This window comes from Draconibacterium sp. IB214405 (assembly GCF_033963885.1).
Taxonomy (GTDB): Bacteria; Bacteroidota; Bacteroidia; order Bacteroidales; family Prolixibacteraceae; genus Draconibacterium.
In genome coordinates this window covers 824745-846508 of sequence record NZ_JAXBMA010000001.1, presented here as the reverse complement: position 1 = coordinate 846508, position 21764 = coordinate 824745, and the positions used below count along the sequence as shown (strand labels likewise).

General features: G+C 41.1%; 16 protein-coding genes. 2 read left to right on the top strand and 14 right to left on the bottom strand.

All coding sequences use genetic code 11. From position 1 onward, the window contains the following. Positions 1–6 precede the first annotated feature (6 nt). The 9 genes from pstA to SLH46_RS03080 all read right to left on the bottom strand — a co-directional run bounded on the left by pstA (position 7) and on the right by SLH46_RS03080 (position 14140). Positions 7–891, bottom strand: coding sequence for a phosphate ABC transporter permease PstA (pstA, locus tag SLH46_RS03120; protein WP_320279687.1), 885 nt, complete (start codon positions 889–891; stop codon positions 7–9). A gap of 1 nt (position 892) precedes the next feature. Then, positions 893–1801 carry a phosphate ABC transporter permease subunit PstC gene (pstC, locus tag SLH46_RS03115; RefSeq protein ID WP_320279686.1) on the bottom strand — a complete coding sequence of 303 codons (909 nt, stop codon included), beginning with the start codon at positions 1799–1801 and terminating at the stop codon, positions 893–895. A 28-nt stretch (positions 1802–1829) separates the two neighbouring features. Next, entirely contained in the window at positions 1830–2900 is a 1071-nt protein-coding gene (gene pstS, locus SLH46_RS03110; RefSeq protein ID WP_320279685.1) for a phosphate ABC transporter substrate-binding protein PstS, read from the bottom strand. Positions 2901–2943: 43 nt separating this feature from the next. Further along, entirely contained in the window at positions 2944–3924 is a 981-nt protein-coding gene (locus SLH46_RS03105) for a hypothetical protein (RefSeq protein ID WP_320279684.1), read from the bottom strand. Positions 3925–4231: 307 nt separating this feature from the next. Further along, a complete protein-coding gene (locus SLH46_RS03100; protein ID WP_320279683.1) occupies positions 4232–5218 on the bottom strand; it encodes a glycosyltransferase family protein in 987 nt (328 codons plus the stop codon). 17 nt (positions 5219–5235) lie between these two features. Then, positions 5236–6351 (bottom strand): phytase, encoded by a 1116-nt coding sequence (locus SLH46_RS03095; protein ID WP_320279682.1) that lies wholly within the window; start codon positions 6349–6351, stop codon positions 5236–5238. A gap of 94 nt (positions 6352–6445) precedes the next feature. Then, positions 6446–9187: a TonB-dependent receptor gene (locus SLH46_RS03090; RefSeq protein ID WP_320279681.1), complete on the bottom strand. Its 2742-nt coding sequence runs from the start codon at positions 9185–9187 to the stop codon at positions 6446–6448. A 186-nt stretch (positions 9188–9373) separates the two neighbouring features. Beyond that, a complete protein-coding gene (locus SLH46_RS03085; protein ID WP_320279680.1) occupies positions 9374–11635 on the bottom strand; it encodes an inorganic phosphate transporter in 2262 nt (753 codons plus the stop codon). 234 nt (positions 11636–11869) lie between these two features. Continuing rightward, positions 11870–14140, bottom strand: a complete 2271-nt coding sequence (locus SLH46_RS03080; protein WP_320279679.1) for an inorganic phosphate transporter — start codon at positions 14138–14140, stop codon at positions 11870–11872. A gap of 197 nt (positions 14141–14337) precedes the next feature. Here SLH46_RS03080 and SLH46_RS03075 point away from each other — a divergent pair, with 197 nt between their 5' ends. Together SLH46_RS03075 and SLH46_RS03070 are read left to right on the top strand one after the other, a co-directional pair. Continuing rightward, positions 14338–15375, top strand: a complete 1038-nt coding sequence (locus SLH46_RS03075) for a sensor histidine kinase (protein WP_320279678.1) — start codon at positions 14338–14340, stop codon at positions 15373–15375. 160 nt (positions 15376–15535) lie between these two features. Next, positions 15536–16234: a response regulator transcription factor gene (locus SLH46_RS03070; protein ID WP_320279677.1), complete on the top strand. Its 699-nt coding sequence runs from the start codon at positions 15536–15538 to the stop codon at positions 16232–16234. A gap of 278 nt (positions 16235–16512) precedes the next feature. On the opposite strand, the gene SLH46_RS03065 is transcribed toward SLH46_RS03070, so the two are convergent. The 5 genes from SLH46_RS03065 to SLH46_RS03045 all read right to left on the bottom strand — a co-directional run bounded on the left by SLH46_RS03065 (position 16513) and on the right by SLH46_RS03045 (position 21741). Then, positions 16513–17118: a phosphatase PAP2 family protein gene (locus tag SLH46_RS03065; RefSeq protein ID WP_320279676.1), complete on the bottom strand. Its 606-nt coding sequence runs from the start codon at positions 17116–17118 to the stop codon at positions 16513–16515. Position 17119: 1 nt separating this feature from the next. Further along, entirely contained in the window at positions 17120–18571 is a 1452-nt protein-coding gene (gene rpoN / locus SLH46_RS03060; protein ID WP_320279675.1) for an RNA polymerase factor sigma-54, read from the bottom strand. A gap of 64 nt (positions 18572–18635) precedes the next feature. Continuing rightward, positions 18636–20072 carry an asparagine--tRNA ligase gene (asnS, locus tag SLH46_RS03055; protein ID WP_320279674.1) on the bottom strand — a complete coding sequence of 479 codons (1437 nt, stop codon included), beginning with the start codon at positions 20070–20072 and terminating at the stop codon, positions 18636–18638. 254 nt (positions 20073–20326) lie between these two features. Continuing rightward, entirely contained in the window at positions 20327–21136 is an 810-nt protein-coding gene (locus SLH46_RS03050; protein ID WP_320279673.1) for a DUF2202 domain-containing protein, read from the bottom strand. 53 nt (positions 21137–21189) lie between these two features. Beyond that, on the bottom strand, positions 21190–21741 hold the full coding sequence (locus SLH46_RS03045) for a Spy/CpxP family protein refolding chaperone (RefSeq protein ID WP_320279672.1): 552 nt from the start codon (positions 21739–21741) through the stop codon (positions 21190–21192). Between the last annotated feature and the right edge of the window lie 23 nt (positions 21742–21764).

The window sequence follows — 21764 nt, the reverse complement described above, 5'->3', positions numbered from 1 at the left end:
CTTTTTCTATTTCGTTCGGGCAGCTATACGTTTCGATACCAGGTTTAAGGTCAATACCATTCCCATCAATAATAAGGATGAGCTCCAAATCAGGTCAACCATATTCGGGTCGTTGTAAAACTCCCAGATCAGCAGTGGTACTGCACTTGTTGGTTTTGTTATATCCATATTAATCACCGAACTGCCCAGAGCTGTTAGCATCAATGGTGCTGTTTCTCCAAGAATACGCGAAATACCCAACAGAATACCCGTTAGCAAACCGCTAAATCCGGTTGGAATGAGCACGCGCAGAATTACTTTGTAATATGGCACACCCAATGCTACAGCTGCTTCTTTAATCGATTGCGGAATCATTTTCAACGTTTCCTCCGTTGAGCGCACAATCATTGGCAACATCATAATCGACAAGGAAACACTACCTGCCAGTGCCGAAAAACCACTGGTTATGGGTTTTACGATCCACATGTAAGCAATAAGTCCTAATACGATTGAAGGAACTCCCTGCAAAATATCCGAAATATTTCGGGTAAGGTTTGCCAGTGGTTTCCCCGGATTCTCGTAGAGGTAAATGCCTGTAATAACTCCTACCGGAATGGCAATTACTGAAGCCAGAACCACCATTAACAAGGTTCCTGTAATTCCGTTTGCAATACCTCCGGGAATGAGCTCGCCATTGCTGAGCGCAGTCATCGCCTCGAAAGTGTTTGGAGGTGTTTTTATAATAAACTCCAAACTGATCTGACGATAACCTTTTGCCACTAATTTGTAGATAATCAGTACAATCGGCGAAATGGTTATCAGCGACAAAAAGAGCACCAAACCTTTGAAAAGTTTGTCTTTCAAGGTTCTTCGGCTTAGGTTGGCCGCTGTTATTTTTGCTGCAGAATTCATTTTATCCCATTCGTTTTATAATGAACTTACCAATGGCATTTATTATACCTGTTAGCAGGAATAACAACAAACCTATCGCAATCAGAGAGCTGAGTTTCAATCCATCGGCTTCGCCAAACTGGTTGGCAATTACCGAAGCCATTGTGTTTCCGGTACTGAAAAATCCATCGGGAACAATATTGGCATTACCAATCAACATGGTTACTGCCATGGTTTCGCCCAATGCGCGTCCGAAAGACAAAATGTAACCGGCGATTATTCCCGAACGTGCGGATGGTACAACCACACTAAAGATCACTTCCGAACGGGTAGCTCCCAATGAATAAGCTGCTTCTTTCAGTTCGTTCGGTACCATGGTAATAATTTCGTTACTCAGCGATGTGGCATAAGGAATGATCATAATGGCCAGAATGATGCTGGCGGTGAAAATTCCGAATCCCTGGTTGGGCAATCCCAAATCGATAAGCAGCGGACGAAGCACATAAAACCCCCATAAACCGTAAACAATTGAAGGAATTCCGGCAAGCAGATCAACCATGGTTCCCAATACTTTTGCAATTTTGGTTCCGCGGTAATACTCTCCCAGAAACAATGAAACCGAAAATGATAAGGGTAAACTGATCAGCAACGCCGCTACCGACGTAATAATTGTTCCGGCAATAAACGGAAGCGCTCCGTAGTTTTCTTTTCCTTCGGTTGGATTCCAGTTGTTCGACCAAATAAAACTCAGCCCAAAACTTTTCAGTGCCGGAATGGCACCTTCAACCAACGAAAAGATCATTCCTCCGGCTACAAAAAGTATAACGAACGAGGAGAGCAGGAGAACGCCTTTTGTTATTTTATCGCTGTTCATTTGGTGGACATTGAGAAGCTGAGAAAACTGCTTTGCCTGCAGCTTTCCCAGATTCATTAAATCTATCTTCTATAACTTAACCTGACTATTTCAACAATGGTAACCCATCGAAAGTAACCGAACGTAAAATCGTTTTGGCTTTTTCAGCAGCAGCATCAGGAAGCGGTGCATAATGTACCTTTTCGGCCTGACCTTGTGCATCGGCACTTACCAACCAATCAAGGAAAGTAACTGTTGCCAGCGCCTGATCTTTTGAGCGACCATCGTAATTCTGTTCCTTGTAAAGAATGATCCAGGTAAATCCGCTGATCGGGTATGATTCAGGATCGGCAGAATTAGTCAGCATGATTCGTGTATCAGCAGGGATCTCACCTTTTGCAGCAGCACTAACCGATGCAATTGAAGGCTCGATGTAGTTACCTGCGCTGTTTTGTACCAATGCAGTTTGGATTTTTTGCGCAAATGCATATTCCGATCCAATGTAACCAATCGCTCCTTCGGTTTGGCTAATGGTACCGGCAACTCCCGGATTACCTTTAGCACCCATTCCAACAGGCCATTGCAACGATTTTCCTGTTCCTACTGCATCAGCCCATTTTGTGCTGATCTTAGTCATGTAGTCACTGAAAATGTAGGTTGTTCCACTACCATCTGAACGGTGAACGAAAGTGATTTCCATATCAGGAAGTGCCAAACCTTCGTTGTTCGCTTTAATTGCGGCATCGTTCCATTTGGTAATTTCACCCATAAAGATTTTCTCCAACAATTCGTTCGACAGTTTGAGGCCATCAACACCAGGAAGGTTGTAAGCAATAACAACAGCACCCAATACTGTTGGGATATGAACCACTTCAGCAGGCATAGCTGCCAGTTTATCGTCGCTTAAGTAGGCATCGGTTGCACCAAAGTCAACCACTTTATCAGTTAAACTGCGGATACCTCCGCCTGAACCTATTCCGCCGTAAGTAAGCAGTGTTCCAAATTCTGATGTATAGTTCTTAAAAACCATATTGTAATATGGCATCGGGAATGTAGCTCCCGCCGCTGTTAAAGTCACTTTTGAAGTTCCGGCTTTTTCTCCACCTTGTTTGTTTGACGAGTTAGAGCAAGCTCCCAGAATAAATACTGTTAAAATCAGTAGGGCTAAATTTTTCATTTTTATTTATTTAAATTTCTAGTTTTCTGTTTTCTGCGGCTGATTAAAATTTAAATTCAGCACTCAGATACAGGTAAGTAATGTTCTCTGCATCTACCTGGTCAGGATTAAAGAAGCGCACGTTTGGTGTAAATTTCACACCTTTCACAGGAGAATACTCAACACCTGCAATCATCAATTGACCATCTTTACTAATGTTCCATGCTTCAGTTTCACCCTCGAGTTTATCTGAGTTCAGATCATCATAACGGGCAAACAATTTCCAGTTGCTGTTTGGTTTGTACCAGCTGTAAAACGATGTACCGTATTGATTCTGACCGTCTACCATTTTGTAGTTCGACTGGTAGTTATACTCTCCGGCCAATGTGAATTTTCCGTTGGTGTAAGCCAACAAAGTAGCCAACGACTTTTGTTTTACTTCGTCGCCGGTTTGGTCAACGAATACTCTTGCCAAAACATTTTTTACCGGCTTAATAGTAGTACCCGCACCATAGCGCAACAAGTCGTCGCCCTGAATTTTCTTATATCCTTCGCCATTGATCACCGAAAAATCGGCACTGATAAAATCGGCGAATTTGTAATCGATGTTAAAACCAAGGTCGGCGCTTGAATTGAATTTGTACTCATCCTGGTACGATTTCATCATGTAACGGTTTCCCCACAATTTCTCAGAAGCTTTAAACTGAGTGGTTGAAATCATACCGAAATAGAATTTCAGATTGTCTTTTGAATATTGCACGTATGCATTTTTAAGAAATGCCGATAACTGGTGGCCTCCGCCATCTTTTGGATCACCAACATCAAACACAACTTTGGCGTAAAAATCTTCGCTAAAGTTGTACTCATAACCTAAATAAGCACGGGTGTTTTCGAACTCCGAAGCCGTTTCTCCATCAGAAAGCGCAGTATGAAAGTTTGTAAAAATCAAAGCTAGTGGTTTCCCATTTGGTTTAAACTCTTCGGTTTTTTCTTGACTAAATGCTGCAATTGAGATTCCTAGAACCAACAATAACAGTAATGACATTTTTTTCATTTATAACTTAAGATTGAATTTTGTCTGTTTTACGATGGCAAAAGTGTGGCAACAACATTACATGCGAATTACAATAATATTACAAAACGATTAAATTATTCGACACAACACGCTGTAACTCACTGTGTGCCAACACCAGTTCTTTCGCTGTAATAAAATTACAAAACTGTAAACAGCTTTTTTAATTTGGGGAATAGAAAATATTGAAGAGATATTTTCTTGTGAGGCACGTTAACGTGCTTCGCGCTCCCAGAGCACTAAATACATAAAACTTCGAGGCCATAATATTGCACTTGGCCTACATCGCACCAGCTTGTATTACGCCCTTTAATATACTACGAGTGTTATCGGGGTAATTAATTTGTATCGCCTGACCTGATTGCAACCAGTTGGAAAGAATGGCGCGGCAAGCGCCTGTTTTAGTGATAACAGGCACGCCCATTTCGGCCAGCATGGCGGCATTACAAGCTTGTTCGTATTGATTTTTCATGGGGATTACACACAGCTTTTTACCCATAAACAACGCTTCGGCGGGGGTTTCAAAACCGGCAGTGCATACTATTCCTGCACAGCTGACAAAAGACCGGTTAAAACCATCGAGCGAGACCGGGTTAAACTGAATGGAGCCTTTGGTGTAACTTTTCGGGCAGTGTTTTGAAAAAACCTCCCAGCGAACTGATTTGTGCTGACCCAGAATTTTCTCGATCTCAGAATCGCTAAAAGCAGGTAAATAAACCGTGCAGTGACCTTTATCGTTGGCTTTTGCCTTACGAATGGAAGAACGGATTACGGGCGTAAAATTCCGATCATCGAGCTGTTTAAAATGAAAACCATAACGAATTTTTGCCGGCGCATAATGTTTCAAAATAAATTCGCCCAGTCTATCCCTTTTTTCGGGCCGGGCAGCTTTCGGATGTAATACGGCATTCTGATGACTTAGGCCAATACAAGATTTCTTCCGCAGTTTACAAGCCCAGGCTGTTACCGGCTCAAAATCGTTAATTACCAGATCGTATTCGCGAACCGGAATTTTTCGGATGTCGTTTACCAAGCGAAAGAGACGTGCTTTTTTTATGGTTTTCCAAATAGCAACACCACCCTTTTCACCAAAAATAAAACTAAAACCGTACAACTTATATTTAACCGGAAACGGCAAACGGATATCCCCCTGAATTCCACTCACAAGGATATCCGTTTCTCCAATTTCGTTTAAAACAGGAACGATCTCCGTAGCACGTGCCAAATGACCATTCCCTGTGCCTTGTATGGCGTATAAAATCTTCACCGAAATTCGGTCGGTAATTATTCTTTGTTTAAAAATAACTTTTCAACGGCTTCCCACGAGATGTATTTAAAATTCTGGCTTACCAGTTCTTCGCCATCGTAGTTATAACCGTCCTGAACCACCAACATGCCTTTTGGGAATTTGGCTCCCAACGGAACGTTTGTAATGTCAATTCCGTCGGTTTCTTCCACACCGTCAACGTCGCCATCTTCGATACGAAAACTGCCCAGGTATTTATTATCGCCCTGGCGCTCGAAAACCGCGTAACTGTAACTTCCCTGCGACGATGCGATCAGGTAACCATTTACACTGTCGGTGGCGTAAATTGCCAATCCTTCAATATCGTAGTGCATATCTGGATTCTTTTCGGTACTCATTTGCACCAGTGAACCTACTTTCGCTCCACCGGGTTCAGCATCAAATCGGTAAATTCCAACCACTTCTTCTCCGACATATATTATTCCGGTTTCGTCGTCGGCAATCATACCTTCTGTTTGCGTTCCCAGGTTCCACGAGCGCACCAACTTGGCATCGATTTTACTGCCTTTAGCAATTAGTTGCCACTGTTCCACTTCGCCGGCTTTGCTATTCATAAAAACAAAATAGTCGCCCGTTTTTGCACTTCGGTACATGCACAAACCATACACTTCATCCCGCATTTCGGACTTAATTACCCGCGCATGAGCCTCCTCGAGAACACCACCCTTTTTCACCAAATACAAGGATAAAGAATGTGTTGATCGGTTACTGGCAGCCAGCACATCGACTTGCTGATCGCCCAGCTGAAAACCATAACGCAGATCGCAGTTATTCATATTACCGTCGGCGTAATAATTCAGTTGTTTCCCGTCGAGATCGTAGGTTGCCAAACCGCCTTTTTTATCGGTACCAATTACAAAAGACCCCATCACGTTGGTGGTATCGATCCAAATGGCCGGATCATCAGCCGAATCTTCGTTTTTATTTTGCGGAACCGGATCGGTTTCGGCTACGGCAGTTACGGTATTTGTAATGTGCTCGCCGGCTTTTTTTGATCCTTCGCTTGGCCGGTTAACTTCGCAGCCAACAATGGTTACCACCAAAAGTGCGACTAAAACACTTGCTAAAAAAATACGATTACAGGTACAATTCATCGTCGTTCATTTTTATGTAAACAGCTGAGAACACAACGAATCATGTCCTCAGCCTGAACTTTTAAAATCTATTCTATGCGGTAATTACTATTTCCTAAAAATTAAATTTCAGGCCAAAATTTACTTTAATATCGTAGTACTCGGCCTGGTAAGTGTATTGCGACTCACCTTGATAATAACGCAACGGTGTATTCAGAATATTGTTGAGTTCGGCAAAAATCATAAAGTTTTTGTTGAAATGGTAGCTGGTATTAAAATCGAGGTACGAAACCTGATCGTAGTACACATCTTCGAAAGCTTTGTCGCTGTATTCTTCAACAAAATCGCCGGCGTAGTTGTACGACAAACGTGCCGACAGTTTTTTGCCTTCGTAATACAACGATGCATTCAAGGTATTTTCAGGAGTTCCCGGCAATGTTAAATCGTCGTCCTCGCGGTCTTCGATCTGGAAATTGCTAACGGTTGATTTGGTGTAGGTATAGTTGGCGTAGAATCCTGTCTGACGAAGGAAACCAGGCAAAAAGTCGAACTGACGCTGGAAGGCCATTTCAACACCAAACAATTTAGCATCGCCGGCATTAATAGGCTGCGTAAATTTCTCCCAGGTTTGTCCCAGGTAGCTGTAATCCGATTGTATTCCGTTAACGATAAAATCGCTGATGTCTTTGTAGAAAATTCCACCCGAAACCAAACCGATAGACTGGAAGTAATGCTCAGCCATTAAATCGAAGTTCCACGAAGTAGTAGGTGTTAGATCAGGATTACCGATCTCAATTTCGACGTCTTCGTTATTTACTTCAACACGAGGTACCAGGTCGATGTATTTTGGGCGGGCCAGTGTGTTGGTAACACTTGCTTTAATATTTGTATTTCGGCCTACCTCGTATTTCAATAACAACGATGGCAATACGTTGGTGTAGTTATTGTCAACTTCTTCAGTGTCAACCAAATCTTCAACATCACCTTCTTCGTCCAGAATCAGTTCTTTACCAGAGTAGTTAATCGAGGTGTTTTCAAGTCGTACACCGGCCACAACATCCAAACTTCCAAACGACTGATCAAAACGAATATACCCCGCAGTTACATCTTCCGATGCGTCGAAGTTTCCGGCCAGTTCTTCCAAATTTTCTTCGCCTTCAAAATCACCAGAAGTCAGGTCTAAACCACCCAAATATTTTACATCAACATAGGTTCCGGCAACATAATCACCCGCCAGAAAATCGTCTTTTGTTTTAACGATAGTATTATTAAACGCACCACTGTTAAAGCTATCCTCATCAGTAGGCTCGTATTCGTAAAAATCGTTATCGCGGTTTTTGCTTTTGCCTTTGTATTTGGCACCAAAACGTAAAACACTTGTTCCGTTATGGAAAGGATATTTAAAGTCGACTTTAAATTTTTTGTCGATATCCTCCGTATACTGGTGTTCTTCAGTCAACTCATCAAAACCCCACTCGCTGTTAAAATCCTGTGCGTCCGGAGTATTAATAATTACCTGCGGTTTTTCAGGATCAGTAACATTCTGACTGAACTCCACATCTTTAAATTTGTATTGAAGGTAACGCTCGTTTGGCCGGTCTTCGTTGGCTTTAGAGTACGAACCTTTCCAGTCGATTTCCAAACCACCGATCTGATGTTCGCCACCTAATGAAAAATGATAGGTTCGCTGGTCTTCCAGACGTGCATCTTTATTTGTTCCTCCTTTAATCTGGCGTTCAATTTTCGCCACATCTTCATCCAGATCTTTGTAAACAACACGATAACGGTTTTCCCAGTCGTTACGGTGGTTGTACATTACTTTTGCCTCAATTTTGTTGTTGGCATCGAATTTATAATCCAATGCACCGGAGTAACTCTGACGCAAACGCTGAATTAAATAGGTACGCACCTGCATTTCTTTCATCGTTCCGTCGTCGTCCCATTCGGCTTCCAAATCATCCGATCCCATCATATGATCCTGTACCGAAGCTGCCACTGTAAAACCGAGTTTATCATTAAAAAAACGATCGCCATACAACAACGAAAAGTTAGGAGCAACTTTTCCGCGCAATGCGTTATAAGTTCCTCCAACCGAACCTGTAATACGACGCGAATAAGGATTCGATTTGGTTACCAGGTTAACCGATCCACCAATTGCATCGGCATCCATATCGGCAGTAACTACTTTATTTACCTCGATACTCTGAATCATATCTGAAGGAATAAGGTCGAGCTGGATAGAACGTGTTTCAGCTTCGGCAGAAGGAATGCGGTCGCCATCAACTGCTACTGAGTTATATTCGGGCGATGTTCCGCGAATGTTTCCGAAACGCGCTTCACCCTGGTCGTACTGAACGTTAATACCGGGGATACGTTTTAACGCATCGCCAACATTCTGGTCGGGAAAACGTCCTACCTGATCAGACGAAATAATGTTAGTAATGTTCATGCTGCTTTTTTGCTGGTTCAATGCTTTCGATTGTCCCTGCAATGCACCATTCACCACCACTTCTTCGATATCGATACCGGCTTCGAGCTGAAAATTCAGGGTACTGGTTTTACCCGCTGTAACGGATACCTGTTTTACCGATTCTTTAAAACCGATGTACGAAACTTTAACTGTATAATCAGCCGGATCGAGTGTCGCAATCCGATAAAATCCGTTAACATCGGTAACGGCACCTTTATGTAAATCTTCAATAACTACAGCCGCACCAGGCAGAGGCAGATTGTCGGTGTCCACAATTCTACCGGCAATAGTTCCTTTATTTGACGCATTTTCATTTTCGTCTTCGGCCAGCGCTGCAAACGCACTGACAAAGAATAGAATAAATAAAAAGAGAGATAATTTTTTCATTTTAGAATTTGGTTTTTATACGAAGGTCAAAGTTCGTGTAACAACCACAGAAAAGCATTGCAGAACAATTAAAATGGAATTAATAAAAAGGGGGCTTGGTTAATCGAATTGCAATATTTATTTAACAATAAGCACAAAAAAAGAGGAGACTTGCGCTCTCCTCTTTTCCTATCTATCTGTAAAAAACTATTGTCGTGTATTAGTTATAAAGTCGCGTTCCGACTTCACCAGATTTATGGCGTGAAGCAACAGGTTTTCCAATTCGGTGTGTATTTTAAAGTACAATTGCGAATTGCGGGTATTTACCAGTTGTTCTTTCACACGTTTAAATTGTTGTTTTTCATTTTTACGCAACAACTCAACAACAAGGTCCTTTTCCTGAATGAGCTCATCAATTCCGTCGAAACTCTGACCTTTTACCATTTTTGTAACGTTTTTCAGAACAGCAGTTACCTTATCAATAGTTGCGGTTAATTCTGCCGCCTGTTCTTCAGTAAATGGTTTGTGGTTGTTTTCCACGTGAGCGATCATCGGACTCAGCATAAAATGTACAGCATGTGCCATCTCGCGTTTATGCTCAATCATTTGTACGTAATAGTGTGTTGTTTCTGCAGAGTTATCCATCAACTTCTCTGCAATTTTAAACACCTTATCCTTGTTCTTTTTAGCCTTTTTCGAAAGTACTTTACAAGCTTCTTCAGCTTTTCGCAAACCACTTCGGTCTTCGCTTAAAAAGCTTTGCATTCCAATACCAAGAATTTCAGTTGTATTGGCCAGACCTTTTAGAATTTGTTTGGCACTTTTTGTAATAATTACTTCTGTTGCGTCCTCTTCTTCAATATTATCTTCTTCGTCGGCCGCCTTTGCCTTAGCACGTTTTCGGAACAGAATCTGGGTTCTGATCACCATAAACACGGCCACAGCAACAAATAAGAAGATCATAAATTTACCGCTCAGCGAAATAATTAATGCGATCAATCCGGCCACCGAGAAAGCAATTAAAGCGGTTAAAAACCAACCACCAATTACTGCAAACACACCGGATATTCGATAAACGGCACTGTCACGGTCCCATGCACGGTCGGACAATGAAGTACCCATCGCCACCATAAAAGTTACGTAAGTAGTAGAAAGTGGTAATTTTAACGAAGTACCGATTGCAATAAGAATACTGGCCACAACCAGGTTCACCGATGCACGAATCTTATCGAATGCCGGAGCATCTTCATCTTCTTGGTAATACGAGAATTTCTCAAATCGCGATTTTACCGTATTACTCATTGACGAAGGCATAGTCTTCTGAACTTTTTTATTGAAGTTGGTGAATCCACGCACCATAACTCGGGCTGCCAGCGACGAACCAAAACGCTCATCACCTGCATCCTGACGACTAAGGTTTATTTCTGTTTCGGTAACGGCACGTGCTTTTTTCGACATGATTAAAGTGATAACCATTACCAAACCTGAAACAATTAGCATGTATAGTGGAGTACTGCTTTTTCCTGCAAGATTTGCCATCGAGAATTGATCGGCAGGCATTCCTGACGCCGCCCAGTCCTGGAACGATTTAAAACCTGCTACCGGTACTCCAATAAAGTTAACAAGGTCGTTTCCGGCGAATGCCATAGCCAGTGCAAAAGTACCAACCATTACTACCACCTTGAGAATTTTAATTTTGAAGACCCATTTCAGCAGTTGGATTAATACTACCCAAAAAGCAAAACTCACCAACAAAATTAAGCCAACGTTGTGCTTGAAATAATCTTGTAAAGTTTCGCCCGATGCCAGTTCAACTCCTGCATAAGAAGAACCTTTCATTCCTTTAATAACAATAAAGTAGGTGATTGCTGTAATTGCCAGTCCACCAAATATAGATCCAAGATATTTCATTGGACCGCGGTACCGGAACGAAAAGATAAAACGTGTAATGTACATTACCAACGCACCAATCGTAAAGGCTATAAATACCGACATGAGTATACCGGTTATAATCGCCAGTGCCTTACTGGAATTGATGTAATTCGACAATTCGGCTGCTACCGAAAGTCCCATTCCTTTGATTTTTACTGCGGCTACTGCCACTGCAGATCCAAGCAATTCAAAAACGATACTTACCGTTGTTGATGTTGGCATGCCAAAAGTGTTAAACAAATCAAGAAGAATTACATCGGTGATCATTACGGCCAGAAATATGACCATGATCTCAGCGAAATAAAACTGATCGGGATGAAAAATCCCCTTTCGGGCAACTTCCATCATTCCGTTCGAGAATGTGGCTCCAACCAGTACACCAATACTGGCCATTAGAAAGATCACCCATTTAGGAGCGGCTTTCGATCCAATTGCAGAATTTAAAAAGTTAACTGCATCGTTACTTACACCGACAATTAAATCGGATATTGCCAGGGCAAAAAGAACGACCACAAGAATTAAATAAAAATTTTCCATTTATTCGTTTTTAATTATGCTGTCAGATATTAAAATATAAACTTTAATCATTTTGTAATCCACGGCAAAGGTGTTTCAAAAACCAATTGGTTTTGTTACAATTCGATTACATTTTGATTACATTTTCACCTCTTGCCACCAATCGCTCAACGAACTAAGTCCGAATTCAAATTACGAAAAACAAAAAAGCCGGAAAAATTTTCCGGCCTTTTTTAATATTATGTTTTTACTTTTTTAGTTCTTCTGAACCGTATTTGTGATAAAATCGCGATACGCTTTTACCAAATTCACCGAATGCAGTAACAAATACTCCATTTCCGAAATCAGTTTAAAGAACAGTTGAGAGTTGCGCGTATTAACCATCTTGTTTTTGATACGCTTAATCTGGTTTTTCTCCATCTTGTTGATTTGTTCCAGAATTTTATCACGCCCCTCAATCAGCTGATCGATGTCTTCGAAAGTTTTTCCTTCAAAATCTTTTAATACCGATTTAAAGAACTTATCGATATTACCGGCAAGATCTTTTAATTCGGCATGCTGTTCTTCGATGAATGGTTTATGGTTGTTCTCAACGTGAGTAATCATCGGTTCCAGCATAAAGTAAACAGCATGCGCCATTTCTCTTTTATGCTCCATCATTTGCACATAGAAATGACTGGTATCCAATGGTCCGTCGGCCAATTTTGTAATTGTTGTGTAAACCTTGTCGCGATTTCGCTTCGAACGTTTCGAGAATTTTTTCGAGGCCTCTTCAACCTTTTTCAGTCCGGCACGATCTTCATTTAAGAAGCACTCAATACCGTCCTTTACAATCTCGTCGCTCGATTTTACAGCTTTAATCAACTGTCGTGAGCTTTTTTCCAGTATCTGTTCGTGTGCGTCAGCATCTTCAATAACTTCATCTTCTTCAATCGACTGCTGTTCGCGTTTTTTCATCAAGGTGTGTGTACGGATAACCATAACAATTGCAACCGCAACAAATACAAAAATCATAAACTTGCCGCTTAGTGCAATTAGTAAAGCTACAACACCGGAAACTGTAAAAGCTATCAGTGCCGTTAAAAACCAGCCTCCAATAACTGCAAATACACCTGAAATACGATAAACTGCGCTTTCACGATCCCACGCGCGGTCGGACAAAGAAGTACCCATTGCAACCATAAACGTAACGTAAGTAGTTGACAACGGTAGCTTTAGTGAAGTTCCGATAGCAATTAAAATACTTGCTACCACCAAATTTACCGATGCACGAACCTTATCAAACGATGGCGGATCCTGATCTTCTTCACTTACATAAGAATGTGGCTCGAAACGCGATCCTACTCCCCTGGTTATTGTTGTTGGCAAAACATTTACCAAACGATTATTAAATTTAGTCGCTCCACGAACGATAACCCGGGCTGCAAACGACGATCCGAATCTTTCATCACCTTCATTTTGACGCGATAAATCGAGCGAAGTGGCGATTACCGATTTCGCTTTTTTCGACATGATAAGCGTTACGATCATCACTAATCCGGCAACCAGTAACATATAGGTCGGTGTTCCAACTTTCCCGGCAAGCATCGCCATCGAGAAAGTATCCGGATTGCTTGCTCCCTCGGCCACCCATGCCTGGAATGAATTGTAACCGGCCAATGGCACACCAATAAAGTTTACAAGGTCGTTTCCGGCAAAGGCCATGGCAAGTGCAAATGTTCCGGCAAGTACAACAACCTTCAGAATTTTAATGTTGAAGATCCATTTCAGCAACTGAATAAAAACTACCCAGAATCCGAAACTACACAACAACATCAAACCTGTATGATGTTTTACCCACTCCTGAATGGTTTCACCACTGCTCAACTCAATACCTGCATAAGTTGAACCTTTCATTCCTTTAATTACAATAAAATAGGTGATTATCGTAATCGCCAAACCGCCGAAAGCTGAACCAAAATATTTCATTGGCCCGCGGTATTTAAAGGTAAACAACAGACGTGTTAAATATTGTACAATGGCCCCAACCGTGAAGGCAACAAATACCGAGAGCAAAATACCGGTAATAATAGCAAGCGCTTTACTTGAATTAATATACTGCGATAATTCCATTAATACCGAGCCACCTGCAGTTTTAATCTTTACGATAGATACTGCTACGGCTGCTCCAAGTAATTCGAAAACTATCGAAACGGTTGTAGATGTGGGCATTCCGAAGGTATTGAACATATCAAGCAGGATAACGTCGGTTATCATTACCGCTAGAAAAATGATCATGATTTCGGAGAAGACAAACATCTCGGGGTGAAAAATTCCCTTTCGCGCTACTTCCATCATTCCACTCGAAAAAGTAGCTCCAATAAGTACCCCTAAACTTGCCATTAAAAAGATCACCCATTTTGGTGCAGCTTTCGATCCAACTGCTGAATTTAGAAAGTTAACAGCGTCGTTACTAACTCCTACAATCAGGTCTGAAATGGCTAAAGCGAACAGTACTACAACTAGAATCAGGTAAAAGTTTTCCATTTATGTTGATTTTTATTAAAGGTCGGCAAATATAAAGCAAGTAAAAAGTTTAATCGTTTTGTAATATTAATAAAATATTAACTAACCGTGAAATTACCATTAACCAATTAATAACCACTTTTTTATACGGTATTTGAAGCCTTAATTTGCAACGTTGTCGTAACCAATAACGGTTACAACATTGTAAAATACACTTAATGAGAACTTATTCATCGAAATTTCTTGCGATACTGGTTGCGGTAGTTTTAACCTTGCTGGCATTCGGTATAACCTTGCTTGCACATTTGTTAGGCGAAAATATTTTGGTTATCGCTATTTCAACAGTGGCCTTTTTTGGAGTGGCCTACTATGCCATTTTATACATCATTAAAAAATATATTACCGACCGGATCAGACCTTTGTACAACACCATTCGCGATTTGCCTCTGAGCGGAAGGAAGATGGAAGAAAAACTCGACTCGAACAGTTTGCTGTTAAATGTAAAATACGAAGTTGAAGAATGGGCAAAAACCCAGTTAAAAGAGATTGAACGATTAAAAGAGCTGGAAAAATACCGCAAGGATTTTGTGGGAAATGTATCGCACGAACTTAAAACACCGATTTTTAATATTCAAGGTTACGTTTTAACACTTTTGGAAGGTGGATTGGAAGACCCAAAAATCAATAAACTTTACCTGAAACGAACAGAAAAAAGTATCGACCGGATGGTTTCGATTGTTGAAGACCTCGAGTCGATTACAAAACTCGAATCGGGTGAGTTAAAGCTGAACATGACGCGTTTCGACATTGTAAAAACCGTTGAGGAAGTTATTGAAATGGAGCACTGGCAGGCATCGGAAAGCCAGATAGCCGTGCAAATCATTAACAGACCCGACCGCCCGATTTTTGTACGTGCCGATAAAAAACGTATTCTTGAGGTTATTACCAACCTTATCGTAAACGGTATTAAATACGGCAAACAAAGCGGTTATGTAAATATTTCGTTCCACGATTTGGAAGACAATATCATCGTAGAAGTTGCCGATAACGGAATTGGTATCGACAAAAAAGACCTCCGTCGTATTTTCGAGCGTTTTTTCCGGGTTGATAAATCAAGATCACGCGAACAGGGTGGCACCGGGCTTGGCCTCTCAATCGTTAAACACATTATTGAGGCTCACAACCAATCTATTAATGTACGAAGCGTACTGGATCAGGGAACGACCTTCAACTTTACATTAGAAAAGCAAAAGTAGCCTAATCAAAACTTTCCGTAAAAAAAAACGTAAGAGTGGCTATTAATTTGTATTTTGGTTCGATTAAGCACTATTTTAGTTTCGTGTTTATTTTTTGTTTAAAAGAAAGTTAATTGTTCTTTAATAAGTAGCACTTACTTTTGTTCAAGAATTTTATGTTATGAGTGAAAATCAATTTAAAGTACTATTAGTTGATGACGAGTTGGACATCCTGGAATTCCTTAGTTACAACCTTGAAAAAGAGGGCTATGAGGTATTCACTGCACGAAATGGTGTTGAAGCCTTAAAGGTGGCCGAAAAACAGGTTCCACATCTTATTATACTCGACGTAATGATGCCCGAAATGGATGGCATTGCTGCCTGCGAAGAACTTCGTAAAATACCTGCTTTAAGCAGTACCATTATTGCATTTTTAACTGCCCGCGGCGAAGACTACTCGCAAATTGCAGGTTTTGAAGCGGGTGCCGACGATTACATCACGAAACCGGTTCGTCCAAAAGTTTTGGTTAGCCGTGTTAAAGCCTTACTAAAACGTACAGGCGAAGCAACACAAACCGTTGAAGTAGTCGACAGTAACACCGTTACAATCGGAAATCTTTTGATTGACAAGGAACGCTACTTAATTCGTATTGGCGACAATGAAATGATCTTGCCACGAAAAGAGTTTGAATTGCTTTCACTGCTCGTATCGAAACCAGGAAAAGTATTTACCCGCGAAGAAATTTACTATTCAGTTTGGGGCGAAAATGTAGTGGTTGGCGACAGAACAATTGATGTTCACATCCGTAAACTTCGTGAGAAAATAGGTAACGAGCACATTAAAACACTGAAAGGAATCGGATACAAATTTGTTGAATAACAAAGTAGAAAAGATAGATACGAAAGGGGCTTTAAAAGTCCCTTTTTTTGTGTGCAAAATAACCTGTTCTATCTGTTTATACCCATCCTCTTATCCTTCCCTGCGAGCAAGGAAGGACGATTGACAAGTGGAGCAAACCATATCTATTATTACACTCAATGTTGTTGGATTAGAGACTATTGTCTCTCCATTCTTGAAGGGAGAGACAGGAGAGAGGGTAAATTACGTTCTATTTATTTTCTTTTACGATTTCCCGAAAATGAATGTCAATACGCTCCTTACGCGAAATAAATTACAAGATAAAGTACACTAAAACCAAGTCCGTAGCCGGCAATAAGTTCTAACAAACTGTGTTTTCCGAGTATCAATCGGGCAGTCCCAATCAAACCTGACAAAAGCACCACTATTAATATCGAATAAATCGGGTTAATTCCATGCCGGAAAGACAAGGCAAACAAAGTACCGGCCAAACCGCCAATGGCAGCCATATGATTGCTTATCTTCCATTTTAACGAAATAACCAACAAGGCAACCAGCACCAGTACCGAAGCCAACATAAATACCTTAAATTCAGGAACAGCTTGTACCTTTTTTAGCAGTATAAATCCCAGGTAATAAAACACCGATGCACTTAATAACGGAATCACGCGATCGCGGTTATTAGGCATGTTCACATTAAAATTCGGGTTCAGAGATAATATTGCAACCGAAAGCATTGGTAGAATACAGGTAGTAAAGAAAACCACAAGCAATACAAACCTTTTTGCTTCCCATAGAAGCAACTCGAAATAAAACCCGGAATTAAGTAATAAAAACATACCTAAGGTTGGTATGAGTACCGGGTGAAAAATTATTGATATGATTTTTGCGAGTTGTTTGCCCATATTACAATTCTTTGCGCAAACGTGCTACCGGAATTCCCAGTTGTTCGCGGTACTTTGCTACTGTTCTTCGGGCAATGTTGTATGATTTTTCCTTTAAAATCTGGGCCAGTTTTTCGTCGGTTAAAGGTCGGCGTTTCTCCTCTCCTTCAATACATTCCTGCAGAATTTTTTTGATCTCACGGGTCGAAACCTCTTCTCCATCATCTTTTGCCAAACCTTCTGAGAAGAAGTACTTCAGTGGGTAAATACCAAAGTGTGTTTGAATGTATTTGCTATTCGAAACCCTTGAAATTGTCGAGATATCGAGCCCGGTCCTCTCGGCAATGTCTTTTAAGATCATTGGCCGAAGTTTGGTTTCGTCGCCTTCCTGAAAATATTCTTTCTGAAAACTGATGATTTCCGACATGGTCAACAACAACGTAGTTTGCCGCTGGTGAATGGCATCGATAAACCATTTTGCCGAATCCATTTTTTGCTTTACAAAAGTCATCGCCTCCTTGTCGTTTTTTTGCGACTTCTGGTTCTGACTCATGGTCCTCAGCATTTCGGAGTAAGTATCGTTGATTTTTAGCTCCGGAACATTACGTTGGTTTAACGACAAACTCAGCTCTCCATCAACCAGTTCGAGAATAAAATCGGGCACAATGTGCTGATTCGATTTATTTAAGGGATTACTGTACGAACTTCCCGGTTTCGGATTCAACTTCAAAACTTCGTCGATTCCTTTTTTTAACTCTTCGTCCGTCAGTTCAAGTTTTGTTCGGATTTTATCGTAATGCTTTTTGGTAAACTCCGCGAAATAATCTTTTACAATCGTTCGGGCAAGTTTATACTTTGTGTCTTCCTTACGGTTTAACTGAAGCAACAAACATTCGCGCAGATCGCGGGCTGCAATTCCGGGCGGATCAAACTCCTGGATTGCCAGCAAAATCTTTTCGAGCTTTTCTTCCGGAACATCAAGATTCATATTAAAAGCCAAATCATCGCTGATGGCCATTAAATCGCGTCGCAGGTATCCGTCGTCATCAATGTTACCGATAATATATTCAGCCAGTTGCTGCTCATTATCATCTAAATCGGCAAGCCCCAGCTGTTCATGCAAAAACTCATGAAAACTTGTTCCTACCGAAAACGGAACATCAATGTACTTATCGTCTTTTGAATAGTTGTTTACGTTTAACTTGTATGTCGGAATTTCCTCGTCCTCATAATAATCATCCATCGAAAACTCTTCGTTGTCAATATCCGAGTTATTATCCTGTCCGTCATCCATTTGATCGTCAACCGACGATGGACTATCCGACTCCAATTCCAAAACAGGATTCTCTTCCAGCTCTTTTTTGATGCGCTGTTCGAGCTGCATAGTTGGGATTTCCAAAAGTTTGATCACCTGAATCTGCTGAGGTGATAACTTTTGGAGCAACTTCTGTTGTAATGTTAGTTTTTGCTCCATAATCCCAATCGTTAGCCCCGTAAAAATAATATTTTTTTCGGAGTAGCTTTTCTAAATTACACCATCAAAATTCGGCATTCTTCGGTGCGCGCGGGAAGGCGATCACATCGCGGATGTTACCCATTCCTGTAACAAACAGCATAAGGCGCTCGAAGCCAAGACCAAAGCCACTGTGTACTACCGATCCGAAACGACGGGTATCAAGGTACCACCACATTTCGTCAGCAGGAATATCCATCTCCTCCATGCGAGTAGTTAGTTTATCCAAATCCTCCTCACGTTGCGATCCACCGATAATTTCGCCAATTCCAGGGAACAGTACATCCATTGCGCCAACGGTTTTACCATCGTCGTTCTGCTTCATATAGAACGCTTTAATGTCTTTCGGGTAATCGATAAGGATTACCGGACATTTAAAGTGCTTCTCAACCAGGTAACGTTCGTGCTCACTTTGTAAGTCAACACCCCAATCAACCGGGAACTGGAATTTTTTCTTTTTATATGGTTTCGAATTTTTCAGAATATCGATGGCCTCGGTGTATGGAAGTCGCACAAAATCGTTATTCAATACAAACTCCAATTTTTCAATCAGATCCATTGAACGCTGATCCTGTGGTTTACTTTTTTCTTCCTGCTTTAAACGCTCTGCTAAAAATTGCAGGTCGTCCATGCAGTTCTCCAAAGCATATTTAATACAGAACTTCAGGAATTCTTCTGCCAAGTCCATGTTATCATTCAGATCGTAAAATGCCATTTCAGGTTCGATCATCCAGAACTCAGCCAAGTGACGAGTTGTATTTGAATTCTCGGCACGGAATGTTGGACCGAAAGTATAAATCTCGCCAAGTGCCAACGCTCCTAGCTCTCCTTCCAACTGTCCGGAAACGGTTAAGTTGGTTGCTTTACCGAAAAAGTCCTGTGCATAATCCACATCTCCCTCTTCGGTTAATGGTGGATTTTTTGCATCTAACGTAGAAACGCGGAACATTTGTCCGGCTCCCTCTGCATCACTTGCCGTTACAATTGGCGTGTGCAGGTAGTTAAAACCTTTTTCGTTAAAATATTTATGGATGGCAAAAGCCATTGCATGACGGATGCGGAATACCGCGCTGAAAGTGCTGGTACGAAAACGCAGGTGAGCATTTTCGCGCAAAAACTCTAGCGAGTGTTTTTTAGGCTGAATCGGATATTTTTCCGGATCGGCTTTTCCAAGCAAATCAATCGATTTTGCGTTCAACTCAACTTTTTGGCCACTTCCTGCCGATTCTACCAGTTCGCCGGTAACTGCAATTGCAGCTCCGGTTGTAATATCGCGTAACAGTGCTTCGTCGAAACTTTCAACATCAACCACCACCTGAAGATTATGAATAGTAGATCCGTCATTCAACGCAACAAAACTTACATTTTTGCTACCTCGTTTTGTCCTTACCCAACCTTTGGCAACTACCTCGCTGCCTGTTTCTCCATTCTTCAGAATCTCTTTAATTTTCAAACGTGCCATGATGTTTATTTTTTCTGCCTATAATTTGTCTGTTCGGCTTTTTACAGCCTTTTTTACTTTTCGAAATTTGAGCTTACAAATTTATACTTTATTAGCAATTTTATAAACGTAAGGTACATTTTCATCAGATTTTTAATACTTAAGTGAAAAACACCCCTTAAAAACCGGGCACTATTGGAAATTAAACCTTGTAAACAAAAAAAGCTGCCTTAAAAAAGACAGCCTTCCTGCTACAAATACTTATATGTTGTTAGCTAGTTTCCGTTTTTACCATTTTGGCGATTGCCACCCTGATTGCCGTTTGATGTTGCGGTTCCGGTTCCATCGCAATCTCCACCGGCAGTATTGTAACCATTCGAACCGCCCTGTCCATTACCATTTCCACCATTACCATTTCCTCGCGAGTTCGATCCGGCCAAAATAGCGGCATAATCTTCATCTGAAATGTACTGATTGGTGTACTCACCATCCAAAGCAGTTAAGTTGCTTACAAAAGCACGCATATGACTTTCCGAACCTTTTTTAAGATTACCGTAAACCCTGATTATATCGGCATTTGCAGTTGCTCCCATACGCTGGTTCAAATCAGAAATATCAAGATCTTCAATCGTTGCTCCAACAACCAGTGCATCAACCAGACTTGCTGCTCCCTGCGCTGTCAAGGTAACGTATAAAGCAGCTAAATCTTCGTTTTCAAATTCACCTTCAGCACCAGGCTCGGTGTAGGCAATCCCATAGCCCTCCAATAAAGTTTGCACCGCAGTCATGTGAGCTTGCTCGCTGTTGGCAATATTCTGAAAGATGGCCGTACCGTATGAATTATAAAAATTCAGGTAAACATCGTGAGCCAGTTTTTCTTCTTCCAGCATAAAAAGCAATCCTTCAACATCAGCTTCTGTAATTTCGCCATCGTAGGTGCAACTATCTCCAAGTGCTGTTGCAAAGGCTGCACTTTTGTCGGCCAACACCATCGATTCATCAATTTCATCTGTTTGCGAGCACGAGGTAAAAAATAATGCCCCTGCCGCTAAAACTAAACCTAAAATTGTTTTTACATTTTTCATCACTCTAAATTTTTTGTTCAACTTGTTTTATTTAATTCTCTTAATGTTATTTATTAAATTCCCGCAGTCCGTCGGCAATTAACACCTCTTCTGGTGTTATTTTGAAAGTTGCCGTTAGACCAATTTCCGCGATTTCCACGGCCATTATTATTTGCATAGGCTACCTGACCTCCGTTTCCACGGCTAAAGTTTCCACGGCTCTTTCCTTGACCTCTTCTTACATTCTGATTTGGCCCGTAACCGGCGGTCGATTGAAGCTGATCGTACTGTTTTTGCTGATCAGCAGTCAATAAATTTCGAACCTCACCGCGATGAGTCTCAACATTTTTCAGCATTGCTGTTCTAAGCTCGCTTTTCTCAACCGCATTTGTTGTTGAGCGTCGTTGTTCACGTAGTTCCTCCATCGTTTTCTGATGATTGGCTTCGAGTTCCTGAATACTTGTTTCCTGTTCTTCAGTCAGATTCGAAATCTGTGTCAGGCAAGGAAGATTCTGATTGTTTTGTACTGTATTTGCTCTTCTTCCACGTTGTGCAAATACGGTTGTTGTTGTTAACACCAGGGCAAAGAACACCCAGGCAACGTTAATTAACTTGCTAGTTTTCATTGTTCTACTATTTAAATTGTTTT